The sequence below is a fragment of the Frigoribacterium sp. Leaf44 genome, from assembly GCF_001421865.1.
In the GTDB taxonomy this organism is placed as follows: Bacteria; Actinomycetota; Actinomycetes; order Actinomycetales; family Microbacteriaceae; genus Frigoribacterium.
The window spans coordinates 60,360-80,145 of sequence record NZ_LMLG01000006.1 but is presented as its reverse complement, the minus strand read 5'-3'; the positions used below and the strand labels follow the sequence as shown (position 1 = coordinate 80,145).

Below are 19,786 nucleotides of genomic sequence, written 5' to 3'. Positions count from 1 at the left end.
CTCGGCGAGGTGAACGCCGAGGTCGCCAAGATCGACGCGGCCCGAGCCGAGTGCGAGAACGGCATCAACGCGTTGCGCACCGACCCGATGTGCTTCCCCGAGCAGGTCGGCCTGTCGGCCGAGCAGCTCGACTCGATGAAGGACCTGCCCTACGGCGCCCCGGGCGACCCGCACAAGACCTGTTCCGAGTCGATGGGCACGGGCCTCGGCATGTTCATCGCCGAGGCGGCCTACGGCGCCGGTGCCCTGGTGGGTTGGGACATCCAAGGCGGCACGGGCGTCACCAAGGAGTTCGGCCTCAAGGCCTGGGGCGGCCTGCTCCAGGGGCTCGGGGCCATCGCGATCACGAGTCCGGCGACGATCGCGCTGGCGTACGCACCTCCCGGCACGGTGCCGGCGGCCGCCCAGCCGGCCGTCGACTGGTACCGCACCACGATCGAAGGCGTCACGCAGGGCATCGTGGGCACGCCCGAGATGTACGACGAGGACCCGGTCGCGGCCGGCACCTACGCCACGCTCGGCGTGGCCTCGTTCTTCGTCCCGGTCGGAGGCGCAGCCGTCGGCGGGACGAAGGCGGCGACGGGCCTCGCACGGCTCGGCGGCGCCGCGGAACGAGCTGCGCTCCGTGCCCCCGAGGGTTCCCTGTCGCGGATCGGCCTGACGCACGCGGGTCACGCCCTGAACGCCATGTCGGAGACCACGCGTCTGTTGACCGGAGGGCACGGCGAGGCCGGTCGCGGGCCGGACGCCGCGCCCTCGCGGTTCGACGAGCAACTCACCCGCCTCGACGACGTCGTCGGCGTCCGCGCCGACGGCCTCGCGCCACCGCCCACGCGCGTCGACGGCCCCGACACGACGCCCGGGCCGGTCCGTGGTGACGACGCGTCCGCCCCGCCCGTCCGCGACGACGCGTCGGCCCCGCCGGTCCGCGACGAGGCCTCCGCCCCGCCGGTCCGCGAGGACGCAGGAGGCGCGGGTCACGTCGACGACGCGTCCGCCCCTCCCGTCCGTGACGACGCAGGAGGCGCGGGTCACGCCGACGACACCCCCGCGGCCGACCAGCCCGGTCACGCCGACGGCGATGCCGGAACGGGTGGCTCGGGCGGCGACGCCCCCGGCTCGGATAGCACGACCACACCGAGCGCCGTGGATCGAAGCGGAATGACTCGGGAGCAACTCGCGAACTACCTGGACGTTGTCGACCCCGACGCCGGCGCGGTGTTCCGCGAGAAGGGAACGTGGCCGGCCGATCAGCAGGTGCCGAAGGACGCCAGCGTCCTCGGGGCGGACGGCAAGGTCAACTGGAAAGACGAGGCGCCCCACGACGGATTCACGTTGAACGAGGACGGACACCCCATCAAGACGCCCGACCCCGACATCCCCCTCGGCACGCGACTTGATCGAGAGGGCCCAGAGACGGGGCGGTTCACCTCTCCGCTCAACGCGGACGGTACGCACGCCGCCCACGGAACTCGGGCGCTGCCCTGGGTTGAAGACGATTTGCACACGTACGAGGTCGTCGGCGACCTCAAGAACATCCGGGCCGCGTATGACGCGTCGACCAACACGAAGCTGAAAATGCAGATCGATGTCACGATGAAGCTCTTCAATCCGGACTGGAACAACATCCGCGTTTTCGCGGGCGAGATCGACAAGGCTTTCGGCGAAGTCGGCGGTGGTACCCAGTACCAGCTGCCGTTCGGAGCCGATGTCATGGTCGAGCTCGGTCTGCTCAAGAGAGTCCCGAACTAGGAGCGAGATGACCACTATCGATGAGACACGCGCGGCATTGACGGCGGAGGGGCTCGATCGTCTCAAGTACGTCATCGGCTCTGACGGCGCGAACGAGACCGACTGCCTCGTCCTGTGCCGTCAAGAGGGAGGGTGGGTGTCCTTCTCCCGGGACGAACGTGCCGCAGTCATGTCGGAGAGCGTCCGAACGTACTCCAGCGAGTCCGAAGCTTTGGACGACTTCCTCGAGCTCATGCGGTTGAAAGGCCTACTTGCCACGTTGCAGCGAGAACGAGATGCGGAACGTCTCGGTCGACCCACGGACGCGTGATGGTGTGGCCGGTCGAGCGACGTCGGTCACCATCGCGTCGCGAAGCGTGATGGACGTGGACGGATTGCGAGCAGAAGTGGAAGCGGCCGGGTTCGGGCACCTCGGTTTCCTCATCGGCAACACGTCGCTGCCCGTCTCCGGCGCGCACGTGATCGGGCAGATCGACGGGGTGTGGGTGACGTTCTTGCGCGACGAACGAGGGGTCGTGGAAGAGCTGACTCTCGTCGAGCATCCGGATGAGCGCTCTGCCGTGACGGAGTTCATGTCGCAGCTGCGGAACCTCGCCCGGTTGAAGGAGTTGGAGGCCCTCCTCGACAAGGGCCTGGAGCCCCATGACTGAGCGTGCCCGGCGAGAAGGAGCGGACGTCGTGCAGCCATGTGACGAGACCTTGGCCGTCCTCGAGGCAGAGGAACGACGACCGCCGAGGGGCCCCAGAGGATGACGACGCTCCAAGAAACGGTCGCGACGATCGAGGCCGAGGGACTCGACAGGTTCGCCTACGTGATCGGTGATGATGACGCCGGCTCGGCAGACGCCCTGGTCCTGACCCGACGGGACGGCGTCTGGACCTCCTTCTCGACCAATGAACGTGCCGGTGTCGAGGAGACCAGCGTTCGCACGTACGAGGAACTCTCCGACGCTCTGGACGACTTCCTGCGTCTCATGAGGCTGAGGGCCGACGAGGATGCGCTCATGTCGCGCATCAGGGAGAAGAACAGGCGTGCCCACGAGACGTGGCAGGCGTCACGAGACGACCGACCGGGGAAGGCCTGACATGGCGACGATCGAATCGGTGCGCGTCGTCATGGCGGCGGAGGGACTCGACGACCTGGCGCATGTCATCGACGGTGACCACGCGAACAGGACGGACTGCCTCGTCGTCACCCGACGAGACGATGCCTGGGTGACCTTTTCCACCGACGAGCGCGCGGCGGTCGTCGACGGGAGCGTGCGGACCTACCCGAGCGAGTCCGAGGCCCTGGAGGACTTCCTCGTCCTGCTCCGGCTGAAGAAGCTCCTCCGCGACCTGCAACGGGAGCGCGACCTCGAGCGCGTCGAACGTGCGTCGATGACCGACCTCGAGTCGCTGCCCGCGCACATGGAGGCGGAGGGCTTGAACCGCGTCCGTGTCGCTCTCGGTGACGTGTACCTCAGGCGCCCGGACTGTCTCGCCGTGGCGCGACGTGACGGCGTGTGGAGCACCTTCTACGTCGACGCACGAGCTGCCGTGGAGGAACGGAGCCTGCACACGTTCCCCGACGAGGTCTCGGCCGTGGCCGACTTCCTCGACCGTCTGAGGTCCCAGCATCGCAAGCTCGAGATCCAGGACGAACTCCGAGACCGACGCCGACGAGCAGGAGAACCGTCATGACGATGGTCGCGCGCACCCTGGCCGACCTCCGAACCCAGGTGGACGCCCGTGGACTCGGCCACCTGAACGCCGTCATCGGGGACGCAACGACGGGGAAGCCCTTCGCGCTCGTCCTCGCTCGACGGGACGAGGTGTGGAGCACCTACTTCCTCGACGAGCGAGGCCTTGTCGAGGAACAGAGCATCCGCACCTACGACGACGTCGAGGCAGCCGCAGCCGACTTGCTCCGGTTGCTGGGCAACCTGGCCCGCATCGAAGAGATCGATGCCGAGCTGGCCGCCCGACGGCAGGCGCAGCGTCCTCAGTGATCTCTCGGCAGGGTTCAAGCTGCGTTTGAGGTACGAAACGCTGGTCAGAGGTACATTCATGTCGTCAACGAGCCGGGGCCACGGGGTCCCGGGTCACACCGATCAACCGAAAGGGGACTCTTCATCATGGCCATGTCTTTCGATCCTTTCACCGAGCTCGACCGTCTCACCGGTGCCCTCACGGGCCTGCGGCAAGGGCCCAGGGTCATGCCGGTCGACCTCTACCGCGACGGCGACCGCTACGTGCTCAACGCCGACATGCCGGGCATCGACCCGGGGTCGGTCGACGTCGACGTCGACGGTCAGCTGCTGACCATCCGGGCCAACCGCACGCCCGACACCCGTGACGGCGTCAAGTGGCTCGCGCAGGAGCGGCCGCACGGCTCGTACCTCCGCCAGTTCAGCGTGGGCGAGGGCATCGATTCGAGCCGCATCACGGCCCGCTACGACAACGGCGTGCTGTCGCTGGTCATCCCGGTCAGCGAGAGGGCGAAGCCGCGCAAGATCGAGGTCGTCTCGGGCCAGGCGCACGAGACCGTCGACGCGATCGACGCGTCGCCGGCCCGCGACACGGCGAGCTGACCCTCTCGGTGCCCACGCCGACGACCCCGGTCACCCCGTCGACCCCGACCACCCCGTCACGATCCGACGTGGCGGGGTGGTCCCGTTCCGGCGGCGTCACCGCTCGACCGCTCCGTCCCTCTGCGGCTGCCGCGCGAGTACTGTGCGGCGCCCCGATCGGCCGTGTCACCCGCCACCTGACCGTTGCCTCCGCACGTGGGCGAAGCCGACCCGCGCCTCCTACCGTTCACGGCAGGGCACGACGCCGACACGGCGTCGCCCGACAATTCTGAACACCGTCAGCAAGGAGTGCACCATGGCACAGGCCATCGAGACCATCGACGTCAACGTCCCCGTCAGCGTCGCCTACAACCAGTGGACCCAGTTCGAGTCGTTCCCGAAGTTCCTCGACGAGGTCGAGTCGATCACCCAGACCACCCCCACCCTCACGGTGTGGAAGGTCAAGGTCGGACCGGTCGAGAAGACCTTCGAGGCCGAGATCACCGAGCAGCACCCCGACGAGCGCGTCGCCTGGAACAGCACGGGCGGCGAGGTCGACCACGCCGGCGTCATCACGTTCCACAAGCTGAGCGACGACGTGACGCGCCTCACGGTGCAGATCGACTGGACCCCCGAGGGCTTCCTCGAGAAGGTCGGCAACACGCTCGGCGCGGACAACCACGCCATCAAGAAGGACCTCAAGAACTTCAAGGAGTTCATCGAGCGCGAGGGCAACGTCGACGGCGCCTGGCGCGGAGACGTCCAGGCCTGAGTCCAGGCTCGCCTCGCCCCTCCGGGGTGTGCAAATCGCGACAACTCGCCGGTTCTCCGGGTACGACGCCACGATGTGGCGGCGTGTCGGACGGCAGTTGTCGCGATTTGCACGTCCGGGGGCGTGTGCGCGGTCGGGTTCGGACCGGCAGGAGGCGCGGCTCGGCACAGCAGGAGGCGCGGCTCGGCAGAGCAGGAGGCGCGGCCAGGCAGCGCAGGAGGCGCGGTCAGGCAGCGCAGGAGGCGCGCGCCGGCAGGGCGGCCCGTCGCGCCGCTCAGCCGCCGAAGCCGAACGAGTGCAGGTCGTGCTCCTCGCTCAGCCGGCGGCTCAGCTCGGCACCGCGGACGCTCGTCCCCTGTTCGTCGATCGGAGGGCTGAACACCGCCGCCCCGAGCCGGTTCGGCGCCGACAGGACGATCGCCCCCGACACGCTCGACTTCGCCGGCACCCCGACGCCGCGCATCCAGCGGCCCGATCCGTCGTAGACGCCACAGGTCGCCATGACCGACACCACGTCGCGGGCGACGCGGGCGTCGACGACCTGCTCGCCCGTCACCGGGTTGCGGCCGCCGAACGCCAACGTCGCCCCCATCACGGCGAGGGCCTCGGTGTCGACCAGCACCGAGCAGGCCCGGGCGTAGAGCGCGACCGCGTCGTCGGCCGTGTGCTCGAGGCTGCCTTCGGACCGCATCAGGTGCGCCAGCGCGTGGTTGCGGTCGCCGTGCAACTGCTCGGACTCGCTGACCTCGCGGTCGTAGTCGAGCTCGCGCCCCGCGAAGGCCCCGAGGCCCGCCAGGATGCGCGCCGTGCGCTCGTCGCAGGTGTCGCCGTCGACCAGGGCGGCCGTGAGCAGGGCTCCGGCGTTGACCATCGGGTTCGGCGGCCGCCCGGTGCCGCCCTCGAGCTTGATCGCGTCGAACGCCTCGCCGGTCGGCTCGATGCCGACCGCGTCGAGCGCCGCTCCGCCGGTGTCGGCGAGGGCCAGGGCGAAGAGGAACGGCTTCACCGCCGACTGGATCGAGAACGCGTGACCCGAGTCGCCGGACGCGACCACCTCGCCGGTGGGCCGCACCACGGCGACCCCGAAGAGCTCGGGGTCGGCCTCGGCGAGCTGGGGGATGCTGTCGTCCACCGCGCCTCCTCGGGTCGAGAGGACGGAGGCGCGAAGGGCCTCGAGGGACGCGGCGTCGGACGACGGGATGGGGGACGGCATCGTTCCACCCTGACAGGCCGAGGCCCGTGCGTCCGGGCGTGCAGGAAGCGTCCCGGGCCCGGGTCGGGGTACAAGGATCACGCCGGGCCGTCGGAGTCAACCCCTCCCGCTGTCAGGTCGCGTGTCTACCGTGCACCTCGTCGGACCGCATCGGGGCGGGCCGAGAGAGAGGCGACCATGCTGAACGACGGTGGGGGACGCCGGTCGGGCACGGCCTGGCCGGGGCGGGGCCCGCTCGCCAGTGCCCTCGACCTGAGGCTCGACGTGATCGGCCGCGGCCGCTGGCGCATCGTCGACGTGCGCCGGTCGGAGCGCGGAGCCCTCGTGGTCATCGGATCGGTCGCCCAGACCGAAGCGGGTTACGAGCTCACCCTCGCCGCAAACCCCGGTCGCCGCCTCTGGTGCACCGACCTCTCGAGCGCCCTCGACACCGTCGTGCGGGCATCGTGGAGCCGCCGCTGACCCCAGGAGGCGCGGGTCGCCTCCGTCAGGACCGCCGCCGACCCGAGGAGGCGCGGGTCGCGTCGGTCAGGACGCCCGGCGCACCAGCGCGGCCGGCCGCCACCAGGTGACGCTCCGCCAGGCCCACTCGACCGGACCGTACACGAACCGGGCGAGCCAGAGGCGGCTGAGCACGGACTGCAGGGCGATGAGCCCGACGCTGATCGCCACCCCCGGCACGACGCTCGTCATGTGCCCGAAGTCGACCACGAGGGCGAGGACTGCCACGACGATCGCCGCGACGACGTAGTTGGTCAGCGCCATGCGGCCCAGCGGCTCGAACACGGCGGCGACGACGCGGCGGGCGGGGGTGCGCCAGAGCAGGGCGAGGGCGGTGGCGTAGGCGACGGCCATGACCAGCCCGGCGATGCCGCCCGGCGTGGAGAAGCGCGGGTCGCCCGGGGTCGTGGTCTGCCAGAGCAGGGCCGGCACCGTGAGCACCGCGGCCGCGGCGAAGACCAGGGCGACGCCGCGCCCGGCCGACTCGAGCACGCGGGGCAGTCCGTACGCCGCGGCTGCTGCACCGAGCAGCATGAGGCCGGGGGTCGAGGCGAGGCCGCCACCGGTCAGGGCGTAGGCGGCGACGGTCAGCGCGGCACCGAGGGCCAGGGTCGCCCAGCGCGGGGCGAAGACGACGATCGGCAGCACGACGAGGCCCACGACGCCGTACTCGAGCAGCACGTTGCCGGGGTAGACGAGCATGAGCAGCCCGCCGATCGCGACGAGCCCGACCAGGCGGCGCACCATGACGAGCCCGGGCCGGGGCGAGCGCGACCGGGCGCCGGCGAGCACGAACCACAGGCTCATGCCGAAGAGGAACACGAAGATCGGCACGAACCGGGTCTGCACCGTGAGGTACAGCAGGTCGCGCGCCGGGTCGTCGACCGGGCCGGCGTTCTCGATCGCCAGGTCGATGCCGAGGCGGGTGATGTCGAGCGTGTTGACCAGCAGGATGCCGAACAGTGCGAACCCGCGTAGCGAGTCGACGAACCTCCAGCGGGTGCCGGCGGTGGGTGGGGAGTCGACGGCGGGCGCAGCGGAGGTCATGTGCCCAGCCAAGCCGACCCGCGCCTCCTGGTCGTCCCCCGCGGTGATGGTGCGCATCCACCTGAAGTATCAGATGTGGGTCAGGTGAGCTTCCACTCGGCGCGGTACTCGTCGCAGGTGAGCAGGTCGAGGTCCGCCTCGATGTCGACCTTCGACTCGTCGGCTCCGGTGAGGCCCTGCGGAGGCAGACGGTGGATCTCGCGACCGGTCGAGCGCTCGCGCACGACGACGTCGAAGCCCGGCCACTCGCCCTCGAACGAGCCGACGAAGAACGCGACGACGACCGAGACGAGCCACCGCCCGGCGACGAGCAGTCGGGGCCGCCGGGTCGTGACGATCTCGGCGTGCCACACCGAGGAGGCGCGGGGCGCGTCGTCAGGGCCGGTCACCGGGGGCATGCCCCGAGGCTAGCGGCGGGCTCGGCCGTGCCGCCTCCGTCGCCCGGCTGACCCGGTGCCGTCGGGTGCGTCAGGAGGCACGGGTCGTCACGGCCACGCGGGCGGGCGTGAACGAGACGCGCACCGGCGCCCCCGGCTCGCGTCGTTCGTCGGCCCGGTGGTCGAGCACCAGCAGGGTCTCGCGGTCCACGCGCACGCGGGTGCGGCACACGGCGCCCAGGAACGACACCGACTCGACGACGCCCGCGAGTCCCCCCTGCTCGACGAACGACACGTCCTCGGGGCGCACGTAGGCCCAGACCGGTCCCTCGTCCGGCGTGCCCACGACCGGCACCTCGGGGCAGCCGGCCAGGCGGACGAGCGTGCCGATGACCTCGCCGGACACCCGGTTGCTCGTCCCGACGAACTCGGCGACGAACGCCGTCGCGGGGGCCGAGTAAAGCTCTTCCGGGGTGCCCACCTGCTCGATCGACCCGGCGCGCATGACGGCGACGCGGTCGGCGACGGCGAGGGCCTCCTCCTGGTCGTGGGTGACGAACAGCGTCGTGATCGACAGTTCGCGCTGGATGCGCCGGATCTCGTCCCGCAGCTGCACTCGCACCTTGGCGTCGAGGGCGCTGAGCGGCTCGTCGAGCAACAGCACGCGGGGCCGCGTGACCAGCGCCCGGGCCAGCGCGACGCGCTGCTGCTGGCCGCCCGAGAGCTGGTGGGCGTAGCGCTCGCCGAGGTCGCCGAGCCCGACGAGGTCGAGCATCTCGCCCGCCCGGGTGGCGCGGGCGGCCTTGTCGACCCGACGCATGCGCAGCCCGAACTCGACGTTCTGCCGGACGGTCAGGTGGGGGAACAGCGAGTACGCCTGGAACACCATGCCGACGTCGCGGCGGTGCGTGGGGACGCCGACCACGTCGCGGCCGTCGATCGTGATGCGGCCGCTCGTGACGTCCTCGAGCCCGGCGAGGCTGCGCAGTGCGGTGGTCTTGCCGCAGCCCGACGGGCCCAGCACGGCGACGAGCTCGCCGGGCTGCAGCTCGAGGTCGAGCCCGGTCAGGGCCCGGTGTCCGGCGAACTGCTTCGTGACGTCGTGGAACGCCACGGCGGCACCCGCACCGACGCCGGTCGGACTCGTGAGGGAGGGGCGGGGGAGCGTGGCGGTCACGAGAGGGCCTTTCGGGTGGGGATCGGGCGGGCGGCCCCGAGGGCTCCGACCCGGCCGATCACGAGCAGCAGCACGAAGGCGAACGCCAGCGAGATCAGGGCGAGGATCACGGCGGCGTAGGGGTCGGAACGGGACACCTGCACCAGGGCGGTCTGCAGGTTCACACGGTTGAGCAGCGAGGCGATGGTGAACTCGCCGAGCACCACGGCCACGGTGATGAACGCCGCCGCGAGCAGTCCCCGGCGCAGGCTCGGCACGACGACGAGGGCCATCGTGCGCGGCCAACTCGAGCCGAGCGTGCGCGCGGCCTCGGTCAGCGTGCGGAGGTCGGTGGCCGCCAGGTCGGACTGCACCGCGCGGTAGGCGTAGGGCAGCACCGTGACGCCGTAGGCGAGCGCCAACGTCCACGCGCCCGAGCCGGCCACCCGCGAGACGACCGAGTAGACCGGCGCGAGGCCGACCACCAGCACGATCGCCGGCACCGTGATCGGCACGAGGCAGACGAACTCGAGGGGCCGCACGAGGCGCGGGTGGCGCAGGTGCACGAGCACCATCGCCGGCACCAGCAGGACGAGCACGAGCAGCGCCGAGACGACGGCGAGCAGCAGCGAGCTCGTGACCCCCTCGACGAGGTTGCGGTACATCCGCTCGTTCTCGGGGTCGACGATCGCCAGCCAGTGGTCCAGGTCGTGGCCCGTGCCGTCGGCGCTGCGCAGCGAGAACGCGACCATCGCCGCGATCGGCACCGCGAAGAGGGCCCCCACGACGACCAGGGCGGTGCGGCGGGCGACCGTGCCCGCGCCTCCTGCCGTCGTCGACCGCGGAGCGCCCGTCGTCCGGGCGCTCATCGCTGCCACCGCTCGGTGCGGCGCTGCAGCAGCGAGTAGCCCGTCATCAGCACGGCCATCACGACGACCATGCCGAGCGCGAGCGCGCCGGCGACGTTCTCGCGACCGAGCACGGTCTCGCTGATCAGGGCGGCGCGGATCTGCAACGGCACGATCTGCGCGCCCTGGCTGATCAGGGCGGCGGCGGTCGCGTACGACGAGAAGGCGTTGGCGAAGAGCAGCAGCAGGCTGCCGACGAACGCCGGGGCCAGCACCGGGACGACCACGCGGACGAGGTGCTGCCACCGGGTGCCGCCGAGGGTGGCGACGGCCTCGCTCCACTGCGGGCGGAGGCCGCTGACGGCGGGCATGAAGGTGATCACCATCAGGGGCACCTGGAAGTACAGATAGGGCAGCAGCAGCCCGGGCACCTGGTAGAACCAGACCCCGTCGGCGTAGAGGTCGACGCCGGCGACGTCGATCAGCAGCCGCGTGACGACGCCCTGGATGCCGATCGTCGCGATGAACGCGAACGCCAGCATGACGCCGCCGAACTGGGCGAGCACGCTCGACGCCGCGTCGATCGCGCTGCGGACGGCTCCGTCGGGGCGCAGCGAGGTGAGGCCCCAGCAGACGACGGCTCCGACGACGGCCCCGGCCACGGCGGTGACGGCCGAGACGCCCGCCGAGCTGGCGAAGGCCCGGACGATCAGCGGGTCGCCGAGCGCGGCGAGATTGTCGAGGGTGAGGGCGCCGTCGCCGTCGACGAAGCCCGTCCCGAGTGCGAGCAGGCACGGCACGATCAAGAAGGCGAGCACCCAGACGGCGAACGGGGTCAACCCCCACCAGGCCGCCGGACGGCGCCGACCCCGTGAGGGGCCGACGCCGTCGGAGGACGAGGAGGCGCGGGTCGGCTGGCCGCCGCCGTCCCCCTCGTGCGCCGACCGCGCGTCGGCGGTCGTGTCCGCCGCGCGGGTCGACGTCGTCACCATCAGCCGATCGCCGTGGCCCAGGTGTCGGCCAGGACCTTCGAGGCGGCCTCGGTCTGCTCGGCCGTGAACTGCACGGTGTCGGCGGGCTGCTCGCCGACCTTCTCGAGGGCGTCCTGGTCGACGGTGCCGGCCTCGGTCATCGCCGCGAGGCGCACGGGGTAGGCGCCGGCCGCGAGGTACAGGTTCTGCGCGTCGTCGCTCATGACGTACTCCTGCCACAGGCGGGCCGCGGCGGGGTGCGGTGCGTCGACGTTGATCGCCTGGTTGTAGTAGCTGCCGAGGGCGGTGCCGGGCAGCACGGCCGTCTTCCAGTCGCGTCCGCCGGCGTCGGCCGCGGCGGCCAGGTTGTTGTAGCTCCAGTCGAAGACGACCGGGGTCTCACCCGAGGCGATGGTCGCCGGGGTCGGGTCGGTGGGCAGGAAGTTGCCGGCGTCGGCGAGCTTCGAGAACCAGTCGACGCCCGTGCTGACGTCGTCGGCGCTGCCGCCGGACTGCAGCGCGGCCCACTCGACGGCCGCGGCGGCGGCACCGGCCTGGGTCGGGTCGCCGTTGATCGCGACCTTGCCCTCGTAGTCCGAGCCGAGCAGGTCGTCGAGGCTCTCGGGGGCGGGCACGGCGTCGGCGTCGTAGCCGACCGACATCAGGCCGGTGTAGTCGTAGACCCATCTGCCGTCGGCGTCCTTGTGGTCGTCGGCGATGTCGTCCCAGGTCGACACCTCGTACGGCGCGAACTGGTCGAGGTTGGCGAGCGTCACGGCCGAGCCGAGGTCGAACACGTCGGGGGCGGTGTCCTGCCCCTTCAGGTTCTGGGCGGCGGTGATCTCCTCGGCGCTCGAGACGTCGGGGCTGTCCGAGTTGACGGTGATGTCGTACTTCTTCTCGAACCCGTCGATGATCTTCCCGTAGTTCGCCCAGGTGTCGGGGAGGGCGATCACGTTGAGCTCGCCCTCGGCCTGTGCGGCGCCGACCAGGGCGTCCATGCCGCCGAAGTCCTCGGCGCTGGTGGCGGTGGCGGCGTCGGTGCCGTTCGCCGCGCCTCCCGCGCTGTCGGCGTCGGCGCTCGCCGAGCAGCCGGTCAGGGCGAGGGCGGCGATGCCGAGGGTGGCGGCCGAGACGAGCAGGCGCTTGTCGATCATGCGGTGTGGGTCCTTCGGGTGCGGGGCCGGGGCTCGCCGGGGACGGCGACGGGGGACCGGGCGGCCCGCTGGGCACGCTAAGGAGGTGCGGCGACGTCCCGGGGGAGGCCGCGTGAACGCGGGGCGAACAGGTGGTGGCGGGGTGTGCGGCCGACGGGGGCGAGGAGGAGGGGCGGGGCCGGCCGGGTCAGCGGGCGGCGGCGACGGCGGTGAGGGCGATGCGGGCGGCTTCGGCGACGAGGGCGTCGTCGTACCTCGCGGCGGGGTCGTTGCGCGTGGTGAGCACCGAGATCACCACGGGGTCGCCCGACGGGGGGACCACGATCGCGACGTCGTTGCGGATGCCGCCCGCGCCTCCGGACTTGTCGGCGACCTGCCAGCCGTCGGGAGCGCCGGCGCGGATCAGGGTGTCGCCGGTCGCGTTGCCCGACATCCACTCGAGCAGGGTGGCGCGGTCGTCGGCGGCGAGCCAGTCGCCGTCCGTGATGCGGGCGAGGGTGGCGGTGAAGGCGGCGGGCGTGCTCGTGTCGGCCGTGCTGCCCGGGGTGAGCCGGTTGAGCTCGGGCTCGCTGTGCACGACGTCGGTCACGTCGTCGCCCTGCGCCGCGAGGGCGGCGTCGAGTCCGGCCGGGCCGCCGAGCTCGGCGAGGACCAGGTTCAGCGCCGTGTTGTCGCTCTGCCGGACGGCCGCCTCGGCGAGCTGCCGCAGCGGGAGGCCGTCGGCGACGTGCGTGCTGGTCAGCGGTGAGTACCCCGCGGCGTCGACCTCGGCCTGGGTCCAGGTGACGACGCGGTCGAGGTCGGCGTCGTCGGTCGCGTCGAGCAGGGCCGCCGCGGCGAACGCCTTGAGGCTGGACGCGTAGCCGAAGCGCTCGTCGGCGCGGTGGTCGAGGGTCGCGCCCGACCCGGTGTCGAGCACGCTCAGGCCGATCCGGGCGTCGTACCGCGTCTCGAGGTCGGCCAGCGCGGCCTCGACCTCGGGGGTCGCGAGGTCGGGTGCCGCGATCGGACTGGGCAGGGGGACCGGCGTGGCGGTCGGGCTCGGGGCGGGTGCCGACGCCCCGGGCGTCGAGCAGGCGGCCAGGCCGAGACCCAGCCCGAGGGCGGCGATGGTCAGGAGGGTCGTCGTCTTCGTCGTCCGTGAGGTCATCGGTCCAGTCTCGCCGACGCCCGGGAGGGGCGGGTCGGCTCGACGTCGAGAGGTCGGGTTGCGGCACCGGGGTGAGGTTAGGCTAACCTAAACACGTGACCACCGACCTGCTCCTCGCGGCCACCGCACCCTCCTCGGCCGCCCTCCGCGCCGACGACGTCTCGGTCGCCTACGACGGCGTCGACGTCGTCCGCGGGGCTCGCCTCGAGCTGCGCCCCGGCTGCGTCACCGCCCTCGTCGGCCCGAACGGCAGCGGCAAGTCGACCCTGCTGCGCACCCTCGCCCGGCTGCAGAAGCCGCGCACGGGCTCGCTCACCCTCGCCGCGCCTCCTCGTGGCGACGACCGGGCCGGCGAGTGGGCAGAAGATGCTGCTCCCGGTCCGGCGAAGGACACTTTCCGCCCACTCGACCCGGCGAGCGGTGGCCAGGGCCAGAGCGAGGGCCCGGGCGTCGACGGGTTCGAGCTGTCGCTGCGACAGTTCGCGCGGCGCGTCGCGCTGCTGACGCAGGGGCGCCCGACCCCCGGCGGCCTCAGCGTGCGCGACGTCGTCGAGTTCGGCCGCTATCCGCACCGCGGCCGCTGGGGGCGTTCCGACCCCGACGGCCCCGCCGCCGTCGACCGGGCGCTCGAGCTCACCGGCGTGGCCGACCTCGCCGACCGCGGCGTGGACCAGCTCTCGGGCGGCCAGCTGCAGCGCGTCTGGCTCGCCAGCTGCCTCGCGCAGGACACGGGCGTGCTGCTGCTCGACGAGCCCACCACCTACCTCGACCTGCGCTACCAGGTCGAACTGCTCGACCTGGTGCGCGACCTGGCCGACTCGGGCCGCATCGCGGTCGGGGTCGTCCTGCACGACCTCGACCAGGCCGCCGCGCTCGCCGACCGCATCGTCGTGCTGAGCGAGGGCCGCATCGTCGCCGAGGGCGACCCCGGGGACGTGCTGACACCGCGCCTCCTGACCGACGTCTGGGGCATCCGCATCGACGTCGACACCGACCCCACCACCGGCCACCTGCGCACCCGCGCGATCGGCCGACACCACACCCGGGCCGAGACGCCCGTCCGATGAGAGAGACACCACCCGTGACCCAGCGCCTTCTGACGACGCCCCGCCACACCCCGACCTCCGGCGGGTCCGCCCGCCGCCCCGTCCGCCGACTGCTGACGGTCACCGCCGTCGCGGCCGCTGCGGCCCTGACCCTCGCCGGCTGCGGCACCACCGAGTCGGCCGACGCCGGCTCGACCTCGGGCAGCGGCGAGCAGATCACCCTGACCGACGGCACGGGGGCCGAGATCATCCTCGACGGCCCGGCGACCAAGGTCGTCGGCACCGAGTGGAACGTCGTCGAGGACCTCGTCGCCCTCGGCGTCGAACCCGTGGGCGTCGCCGACGTGAAGGGCTACAGCGAGTGGGACTCGGCCGTGCCGCTCACCAACGAGCCGACCGACATCGGCACCCGCGGCGAGCCGAGCCTCGACACCGTCGCGTCGCTCGCACCCGACCTGATCGTCGCGACCGACGGCCTGAGCGCCGACGCCGTCGAACAGCTGAAGGAGATCGCTCCCGTGCTGCAGGTCACCTCGGCCGACGCCTCGCGCCAGATCGAGCACAGCATGGACAACCTCGACCTCATCGCCAAGGCGACCGGGACCGAGGACAAGGCGGCCGAGATGAAGAAGGAGTTCACCGACGCCGTCGAGGCGGGCAAGCAGGCCCTCGCCGACGCCGGTCTCGCGGGTCAGCCCTTCGCCTTCGCCGACGGCTACGTCGACGCCGGCCAGGTCAGCATCCGCCCCTACGCCAAGGGCTCGCTCGTCGCCGACGTCACCGAAGAGCTCGGCCTGACGAACGCCTGGACCGTCGAGGGCGACGAGGCGTACGGCCTCGCCACGACCGACGTCGAGGGCCTCACGCAGCTGCCCGCCGACGTGCAGTTCCTCTACATCGACAACACGGCCGCCGGTGCCGACGACCCGTTCGCGGTGTCGCTCGCCTCGAACGCCGTCTGGACGTCGCTGCCGTTCGTGCAGTCCGGTGGTGTGCACCGCCTCGACGACGGCATCTGGATGTTCGGTGGCCCCGCCGCGATGACCGCCTACGTCGACTCGCTGGTGTCGACCCTGACGAAGTAACCGGCACCGTGAGCACGACCGTCACCCCCACCGACCCCGCGCCGCCCCGGCTCGGCGAGCCCGCCGCCGGGCCCGACGAGTGGGCGCTCCGCGCGGCACGAGCCCAGGAGGCGCGGCTCGCCGCCCCCCGTCGGCTCACGCTCGGGTCGGTGGGCGTGACGGTCGGGCTGGTCGCCGTCGTCGTGGTGCTCGCCCTCGTGGACGTCACGCAGGGCACCGCCGACGTCGGCGCCCGACAGGTCTGGCAGGCACTGACCGGCACCGCGACGGCCGGTGACGCGTCCGTGGTGGTGGCCTCGCGCCTCCCGCGGATGGTCGCCGGCCTGCTGGTCGGCGTCGCCCTCGGCGCCGCCGGGGCGGCCCTGCAACAGATGAGCCGCAACGTGCTCGCCTCGCCCGACACCCTCGCCGTGAACGCCGGCGCCTACGTCGCGCTCGCGATCGCCGCCGTCACGGGGCTGAGCCTGCCCCTGCTCGCCTCGTCCGGCGTCGCGTTCGTCGGCGGGCTGCTCGCCGCGGGGCTCGTGCTCGCGGTGTCCGGGCTGGGCGCCGGCACCGTGCGGCTCGTGCTCGCCGGCAGCGCCCTCGCCCTCGGCCTCGCCTCGGTGACGAGTGCCCTCCTGCTGCTCTTCCCGCAGCAGACCGCCGGCCTCTACGCCTGGGGCCAGGGCAGCATCTCGCAGAACGGCTTCGACGGCGTCGTCCAGCTCGCCCCGGTGATCGTCGTCGGCCTGCTGGTGCTCGTCGCGGTGAACCTCCGCGTGGACGCCCTCGCGCTCGGGGACGACGCCGCCCGCAGCGTCGGCGTCGACGTCCGCACCACCCGCGTGGTGACCGTCCTCGCCGCCGTGCTGCTCTCGGCCGCCGCCGTCACCCTCGCGGGGCCGATCGGCTTCGTCGGCCTCTGCGCCCCCGCCCTCGTCCGGCTGCTGCGTCGTGCCGTGCCCGCCGTCCGCCGCTTCCTCGTCTTCCTGCCCCTCGCGGCCCTGGCCGGCGCCGCCCTCGTGCTCGGCGCCGACGTGCTGCTGCGCGTCCTGGTCGGGGCCGAGACGTCGGTCCAGGTGCCGACCGGCGTCGTGACCTCGCTGCTCGGGGCCGTCGTCCTCGTCGTGCTGGCCTTCCGTGCCCGCGACCACGGCGGCGTCACCCCGACCGACCGGCACCCCGTGGTCTCCCGCCTGCGGTTCGTGGTCGTCGTCGTGGTCGTGCTCGCCGCCCTCGTCGCCGTCGTCCTCGGCTCGGTGCTGCTCGGTGACGCCAAGCTGCTGCTCGGCGACGTCGCCAACTGGGTGGCCGGTCGATCCGGCCGCGTCGTCACCTACGTGCTCGACACCCGCGTCCCCCGGGTCGTGGCCGCCCTCGCCGCGGGGGCGGCGCTGGCGCTCGCCGGCACGCTCGTGCAGGCCGTGACGCGCAACCCGCTCGCCGAGCCGGGCATCCTCGGCGTGACGGGCGGAGCCGGCCTCGGGGCCGTGCTGCTCGTCACCACCGTGCCGCTCGCGACCGGCTGGGGCATCGCCGGCGCGGCGTTCGCCGGAGCCGTCGTGGCGGCCGTGGTCGTGTTCGGCCTCGCCTCCCGGGGTGGCTTCCCGCAGAACCGGCTCGTGTTGATCGGCATCGGCGTCTCGACGGCGACTGCGGCGGCGATCAGCCTGCTGATCGTCCTGACCGACCCGTTCAACGGTGCGAAGGCACTGACCTGGTTGTCGGGCTCGACCTACGGACGCCGGCTGGACGACGCGCTGCCGGTGTCGCTGGTGCTCGTGGCCGCTCTCGTCGTGGTCGTGCTGCTGCGTCGTCGCCTCGACCTGCTCGGGGTGGACGACGACACCCCGCGCCTCCTCGGGGTCTCGCTCTCGCGGTCGCGCCTGGTCTTCCTGTCGCTCGCCGTGCTGCTCACGGCGACGGCCGTGGCCGCCGTGGGCGTGGTCGGATTCGTCGGGCTCGTCGCCCCGCACGCCGCCCGGTCGCTGGTCGGACGTCGGCACGCGCGGGTGCTGCCCGTGGCCGTGCTGCTCGGCGCGGTGCTGGTCTGCGCCGCCGACGTGCTCGGCCGCACCCTGATCGCCCCGGCGCAGCTCGGCGCCGGCCTGCTGACCGCCGTCATCGGCACGCCGTACTTCGTCTGGCTGCTCTGGCGCGGGCGGGCCTCGGCGAGCTGACGCCCCGGCGCCGGCGCTGGCCCTGGCTCTGGCCCTGGCTCTCGCGCCGGTCGAGTGGGCAGAAGACGTCCTTCGCGCCTCGACGAAGGACGTGTCCTGCCCACTCGACCCGCGCCTCCCGGGGTCCGGGCGTCAGGAGGCGCGGTGCAGCACCCGGAGCAGCACCAGCCCCTCGACGCCCCCGGCCAGGTACCCGAGCAGGTCGGTCGGCGTGAACGTCGAGCCGAGCACCCACGCCGCGGGTGGGACCGCGGCCGAGGCGGCGGCGGGCAGCCCGGTCAGCTGGAGCAGCTCGACCCCGACCGACGCCACGGTGGCGGCCCCGGTCGTGACGAGGGCGGGCAGGCGCGGGGCGACGAGCGCGAGCAGCAGGGCGAGCAGCACCGTGTAGAGCGCCGAGCCGAGCAGGTCGCCCGCCAGCCCGGGCACGGCCAGCTTCGCGACGACGCCGAGGGCGATGGTCGCCGCCGCCGCGACCGCCGTCACCGCCCGCAGTCGTCGAGCATCCCCCGAGCGTCGGGCCTGCGGGTCGAGTGGTCGCGAACCGTCCTCCGGCACAGCGGGAGGGACGTTTCGCGACCACTCGGCGGGCGGGGTCACGGGAGGCACCCGGTCTGGACGCCGAACGACAAGCCGTCGGCCGTGCCGCGGATGCTCGCCGACTCGATGCCGTCGGGACGGCCGGGAGGCGCGGACCAGTAGTCCCGGCCCATGGCGCGACCGGCCTGGTGGAACCCGTCGGCCGACCAGCCGTCGACGACGGCGTCGAACGGGCCCTGCGCGTCGTCGTGGACGGTGAACACCGGCACGAGCACCGAGCCGACCACCCGGGTGCCGTACTCGGTCTCGCACAGTTCGCGCCTGGTCTCGACCTCGGCCGGCACTCCCGTCGCCGCCACGGACGCCTCGACGTAGGCGCGCACGGCGGCCTCCTGCTCGGGCAGTTCGGCGAGCGGGCCCTCGTTGACGAACGGGCTCTCACCGATGTCGCCCGGCTGGGGCTCCGGACCGTCGTCGGGCTCGGGTGCGCCGATCGGCAGGCCGATCCAGCCGGTCTCCGGGGTGGTCGCCCGAGGCTTCCGCACCCAGAACTCGGTGCGGCGGGCGACCCCGGCGTCGGCCTGCTCGTCGGCCGCACCCCGCAGGACGGCGAGCACCGTGTCGGGCTCGTAGGTCGAGACGTCGAGCGACGGTCGACTGCTCGCGATGACGTCACCGGGGATGAAGGCCAGTCCGGTGACGCCGTCGAGCGCCAGCACCGCGTCGATCGTCGCGAGCATCGTCGGGGCCGGCGAGGTGGGGCCCAGGGCCACCGACGAAGGGACGGACGTCGTGGTCGTCGCCTGGTCGAGGTGGAGGGCGAAGGTCGGGCCGGCCGTGCCGAGGTGCGGCTGGACCGCCGCCGCAGCGTCCGCGAACGAGTTCCCAGGCGCGACGACCGCCGAGTAGGCGTAGCGGGTGGTGTCGACGGAGGCCAGGGTGCTCTCGCCGCGCAGGTCGCCCGCCAGTCCGACCTGGACCTCCGACGTCGGATCGACGGTAACCGGGGCGAGGCCCGGACCGCCGGGGACGTCGAGGTCGATGTCGAGGGTGGTGCCCGTGACGCCGTCGCCCACCACGCCGTCGACGAGGGTGGCGACCGCCAGGTCGGGGCCGTCCGCGGTGACCTCGACGTAGGCGTCCCAGGTGAAGGGGTCGTCCTTCGCGTCACGCTGCTGCAGGCGGGTCTCGACCGAGGCGACACCGTCGACGGCTGCGATCCGATCGGCGAGCTCGGCCAGGGACTCCTCGGACCCCTCGGGCGGTGGTTCGGCGAAGAAGCACGACGTGAGGCCGCACGCGACGACGACGGTCGCCACCGATGCCGCGATCGCCCGGTGCAGCGTGGGAGAGGCCATGTCTCGAGCCTACAAACGGGCGAGCCGGGTCGCGTCCGTCTCGGGGACCACGCCGCGCGCCGGGAGGACGACCCCGACCAGCCGATCGACGGCGCCAGG

At 72.8% G+C, this 19,786-nt stretch carries 22 protein-coding genes; 12 read left to right on the top strand and 10 right to left on the bottom strand.

Annotation, left to right across the window (positions count from 1 at the left end):
* The 8 genes from ASE87_RS08770 to ASE87_RS08735 all read left to right on the top strand — a co-directional run.
* On the top strand, positions 1–1,752 hold a 1,752-nt coding region (locus ASE87_RS08770), incomplete at its 5' end, for a TNT domain-containing protein (RefSeq protein WP_162235874.1).
* A gap of 7 nt (positions 1,753–1,759) precedes the next feature.
* Complete coding sequence (locus tag ASE87_RS08765; protein ID WP_056227798.1) at positions 1,760–2,062, top strand: hypothetical protein; 303 nt, start codon at positions 1,760–1,762, stop codon at positions 2,060–2,062.
* 46 nt (positions 2,063–2,108) lie between these two features.
* The gene (locus tag ASE87_RS08760) at positions 2,109–2,402 is read left to right on the top strand and encodes a hypothetical protein (protein ID WP_137847776.1); all 294 of its coding nucleotides are present in this window, start codon (positions 2,109–2,111) and stop codon (positions 2,400–2,402) included.
* A 99-nt stretch (positions 2,403–2,501) separates the two neighbouring features.
* Positions 2,502–2,837 carry a hypothetical protein gene (locus ASE87_RS08755; RefSeq protein ID WP_056227792.1) on the top strand — a complete coding sequence of 112 codons (336 nt, stop codon included), beginning with the start codon at positions 2,502–2,504 and terminating at the stop codon, positions 2,835–2,837.
* A gap of 1 nt (position 2,838) precedes the next feature.
* Positions 2,839–3,435 carry a hypothetical protein gene (locus tag ASE87_RS08750; RefSeq protein WP_056227789.1) on the top strand — a complete coding sequence of 199 codons (597 nt, stop codon included), beginning with the start codon at positions 2,839–2,841 and terminating at the stop codon, positions 3,433–3,435.
* The gene (locus tag ASE87_RS08745; protein ID WP_157489789.1) at positions 3,432–3,743 is read left to right on the top strand and encodes a hypothetical protein; all 312 of its coding nucleotides are present in this window, start codon (positions 3,432–3,434) and stop codon (positions 3,741–3,743) included. The genes ASE87_RS08750 and ASE87_RS08745 overlap by 4 nt, the downstream gene beginning before the upstream one ends.
* A 126-nt stretch (positions 3,744–3,869) precedes the next feature.
* A complete protein-coding gene (locus tag ASE87_RS08740; protein ID WP_056227783.1) occupies positions 3,870–4,325 on the top strand; it encodes an Hsp20/alpha crystallin family protein in 456 nt (151 codons plus the stop codon).
* 295 nt (positions 4,326–4,620) lie between these two features.
* A complete protein-coding gene (locus tag ASE87_RS08735) occupies positions 4,621–5,076 on the top strand; it encodes an SRPBCC family protein (RefSeq protein ID WP_056044418.1) in 456 nt (151 codons plus the stop codon).
* 274 nt (positions 5,077–5,350) lie between these two features.
* Here the strand turns inward: ASE87_RS08735 and glsA are convergent, their stop codons facing one another.
* The gene (glsA, locus tag ASE87_RS08730) at positions 5,351–6,289 is read right to left on the bottom strand and encodes a glutaminase A (RefSeq protein ID WP_056227781.1); all 939 of its coding nucleotides are present in this window, start codon (positions 6,287–6,289) and stop codon (positions 5,351–5,353) included.
* 177 nt (positions 6,290–6,466) lie between these two features.
* Between glsA and ASE87_RS08725 the strand changes: the two genes are divergently transcribed.
* Complete coding sequence (locus ASE87_RS08725; protein ID WP_043593892.1) at positions 6,467–6,751, top strand: hypothetical protein; 285 nt, start codon at positions 6,467–6,469, stop codon at positions 6,749–6,751.
* 66 nt (positions 6,752–6,817) lie between these two features.
* Here ASE87_RS08725 and ASE87_RS08720 read toward each other — a convergent pair whose 3' ends face one another.
* The 7 genes from ASE87_RS08720 to bla all read right to left on the bottom strand — a co-directional run bounded on the left by ASE87_RS08720 (position 6,818) and on the right by bla (position 13,496).
* Positions 6,818–7,894 carry a DUF418 domain-containing protein gene (locus tag ASE87_RS08720; protein WP_200925460.1) on the bottom strand — a complete coding sequence of 359 codons (1,077 nt, stop codon included), beginning with the start codon at positions 7,892–7,894 and terminating at the stop codon, positions 6,818–6,820.
* A 23-nt stretch (positions 7,895–7,917) separates the two neighbouring features.
* A complete protein-coding gene (locus ASE87_RS08715) occupies positions 7,918–8,235 on the bottom strand; it encodes a hypothetical protein (RefSeq protein ID WP_056227777.1) in 318 nt (105 codons plus the stop codon).
* 70 nt (positions 8,236–8,305) lie between these two features.
* Complete coding sequence (locus tag ASE87_RS08710) at positions 8,306–9,391, bottom strand: ABC transporter ATP-binding protein (protein WP_056227773.1); 1,086 nt, start codon at positions 9,389–9,391, stop codon at positions 8,306–8,308.
* A complete protein-coding gene (locus ASE87_RS08705) occupies positions 9,388–10,239 on the bottom strand; it encodes an ABC transporter permease (RefSeq protein WP_082452513.1) in 852 nt (283 codons plus the stop codon). Before ASE87_RS08705 ends, ASE87_RS08710 begins: the two co-directional genes overlap by 4 nt.
* Complete coding sequence (locus tag ASE87_RS08700; RefSeq protein ID WP_157489786.1) at positions 10,236–11,210, bottom strand: ABC transporter permease subunit; 975 nt, start codon at positions 11,208–11,210, stop codon at positions 10,236–10,238. Before ASE87_RS08700 ends, ASE87_RS08705 begins: the two co-directional genes overlap by 4 nt.
* Positions 11,210–12,346: an ABC transporter substrate-binding protein gene (locus ASE87_RS08695; protein ID WP_056227770.1), complete on the bottom strand. Its 1,137-nt coding sequence runs from the start codon at positions 12,344–12,346 to the stop codon at positions 11,210–11,212. The genes ASE87_RS08700 and ASE87_RS08695 overlap by 1 nt, the downstream gene beginning before the upstream one ends.
* A gap of 187 nt (positions 12,347–12,533) precedes the next feature.
* Complete coding sequence (gene bla, locus ASE87_RS08690; RefSeq protein ID WP_056227767.1) at positions 12,534–13,496, bottom strand: class A beta-lactamase; 963 nt, start codon at positions 13,494–13,496, stop codon at positions 12,534–12,536.
* 95 nt (positions 13,497–13,591) lie between these two features.
* Here bla and ASE87_RS08685 point away from each other — a divergent pair, with 95 nt between their 5' ends.
* The 3 genes from ASE87_RS08685 to ASE87_RS08675 all read left to right on the top strand — a co-directional run bounded on the left by ASE87_RS08685 (position 13,592) and on the right by ASE87_RS08675 (position 17,789).
* A complete protein-coding gene (locus ASE87_RS08685; protein ID WP_200925459.1) occupies positions 13,592–14,563 on the top strand; it encodes an ABC transporter ATP-binding protein in 972 nt (323 codons plus the stop codon).
* Positions 14,564–14,652: 89 nt separating this feature from the next.
* Positions 14,653–15,627 (top strand): iron-siderophore ABC transporter substrate-binding protein, encoded by a 975-nt coding sequence (locus tag ASE87_RS08680; RefSeq protein ID WP_235472323.1) that lies wholly within the window; start codon positions 14,653–14,655, stop codon positions 15,625–15,627.
* A gap of 8 nt (positions 15,628–15,635) precedes the next feature.
* On the top strand, positions 15,636–17,789 hold the full coding sequence (locus ASE87_RS08675) for an iron ABC transporter permease (protein ID WP_082452511.1): 2,154 nt from the start codon (positions 15,636–15,638) through the stop codon (positions 17,787–17,789).
* 132 nt (positions 17,790–17,921) lie between these two features.
* Here the strand turns inward: ASE87_RS08675 and ASE87_RS16340 are convergent, their stop codons facing one another.
* Both ASE87_RS16340 and ASE87_RS16335 read right to left on the bottom strand, forming a co-directional pair.
* Complete coding sequence (locus ASE87_RS16340; protein WP_056227764.1) at positions 17,922–18,275, bottom strand: DUF2809 domain-containing protein; 354 nt, start codon at positions 18,273–18,275, stop codon at positions 17,922–17,924.
* A 110-nt stretch (positions 18,276–18,385) separates the two neighbouring features.
* Positions 18,386–19,687: a hypothetical protein gene (locus ASE87_RS16335; RefSeq protein WP_056227761.1), complete on the bottom strand. Its 1,302-nt coding sequence runs from the start codon at positions 19,685–19,687 to the stop codon at positions 18,386–18,388.
* Positions 19,688–19,786 lie beyond the last annotated feature (99 nt).

Excerpts from the sequence above, each read along its gene's own strand:
- ASE87_RS16335 (WP_056227761.1), bottom strand. The coding sequence starts at position 19,687 with ATGGCCTCTCCCACGCTGCACCGGGCGATCGCGGCATCGGTGGCGACC.
- ASE87_RS08720 (WP_200925460.1), bottom strand. The coding sequence starts at position 7,894 with ATGCGCACCATCACCGCGGGGGACGACCAGGAGGCGCGGGTCGGCTTG.
- ASE87_RS08715 (WP_056227777.1), bottom strand. The coding sequence starts at position 8,235 with ATGCCCCCGGTGACCGGCCCTGACGACGCGCCCCGCGCCTCCTCGGTG.
- ASE87_RS08700 (WP_157489786.1), bottom strand. The coding sequence starts at position 11,210 with ATGGTGACGACGTCGACCCGCGCGGCGGACACGACCGCCGACGCGCGG.
- glsA (WP_056227781.1), bottom strand. The coding sequence starts at position 6,289 with ATGCCGTCCCCCATCCCGTCGTCCGACGCCGCGTCCCTCGAGGCCCTT.
- ASE87_RS08695 (WP_056227770.1), bottom strand. The coding sequence starts at position 12,346 with ATGATCGACAAGCGCCTGCTCGTCTCGGCCGCCACCCTCGGCATCGCC.
- ASE87_RS08750 (WP_056227789.1), top strand. The coding sequence starts at position 2,839 with ATGGCGACGATCGAATCGGTGCGCGTCGTCATGGCGGCGGAGGGACTC.
- ASE87_RS08725 (WP_043593892.1), top strand. The coding sequence starts at position 6,467 with ATGCTGAACGACGGTGGGGGACGCCGGTCGGGCACGGCCTGGCCGGGG.
- ASE87_RS08705 (WP_082452513.1), bottom strand. The coding sequence starts at position 10,239 with ATGAGCGCCCGGACGACGGGCGCTCCGCGGTCGACGACGGCAGGAGGC.
- ASE87_RS08745 (WP_157489789.1), top strand. The coding sequence starts at position 3,432 with ATGACGATGGTCGCGCGCACCCTGGCCGACCTCCGAACCCAGGTGGAC.
- ASE87_RS08735 (WP_056044418.1), top strand. The coding sequence starts at position 4,621 with ATGGCACAGGCCATCGAGACCATCGACGTCAACGTCCCCGTCAGCGTC.
- ASE87_RS08765 (WP_056227798.1), top strand. The coding sequence starts at position 1,760 with ATGACCACTATCGATGAGACACGCGCGGCATTGACGGCGGAGGGGCTC.
- bla (WP_056227767.1), bottom strand. The coding sequence starts at position 13,496 with ATGACCTCACGGACGACGAAGACGACGACCCTCCTGACCATCGCCGCC.
- ASE87_RS08755 (WP_056227792.1), top strand. The coding sequence starts at position 2,502 with ATGACGACGCTCCAAGAAACGGTCGCGACGATCGAGGCCGAGGGACTC.
- ASE87_RS08740 (WP_056227783.1), top strand. The coding sequence starts at position 3,870 with ATGGCCATGTCTTTCGATCCTTTCACCGAGCTCGACCGTCTCACCGGT.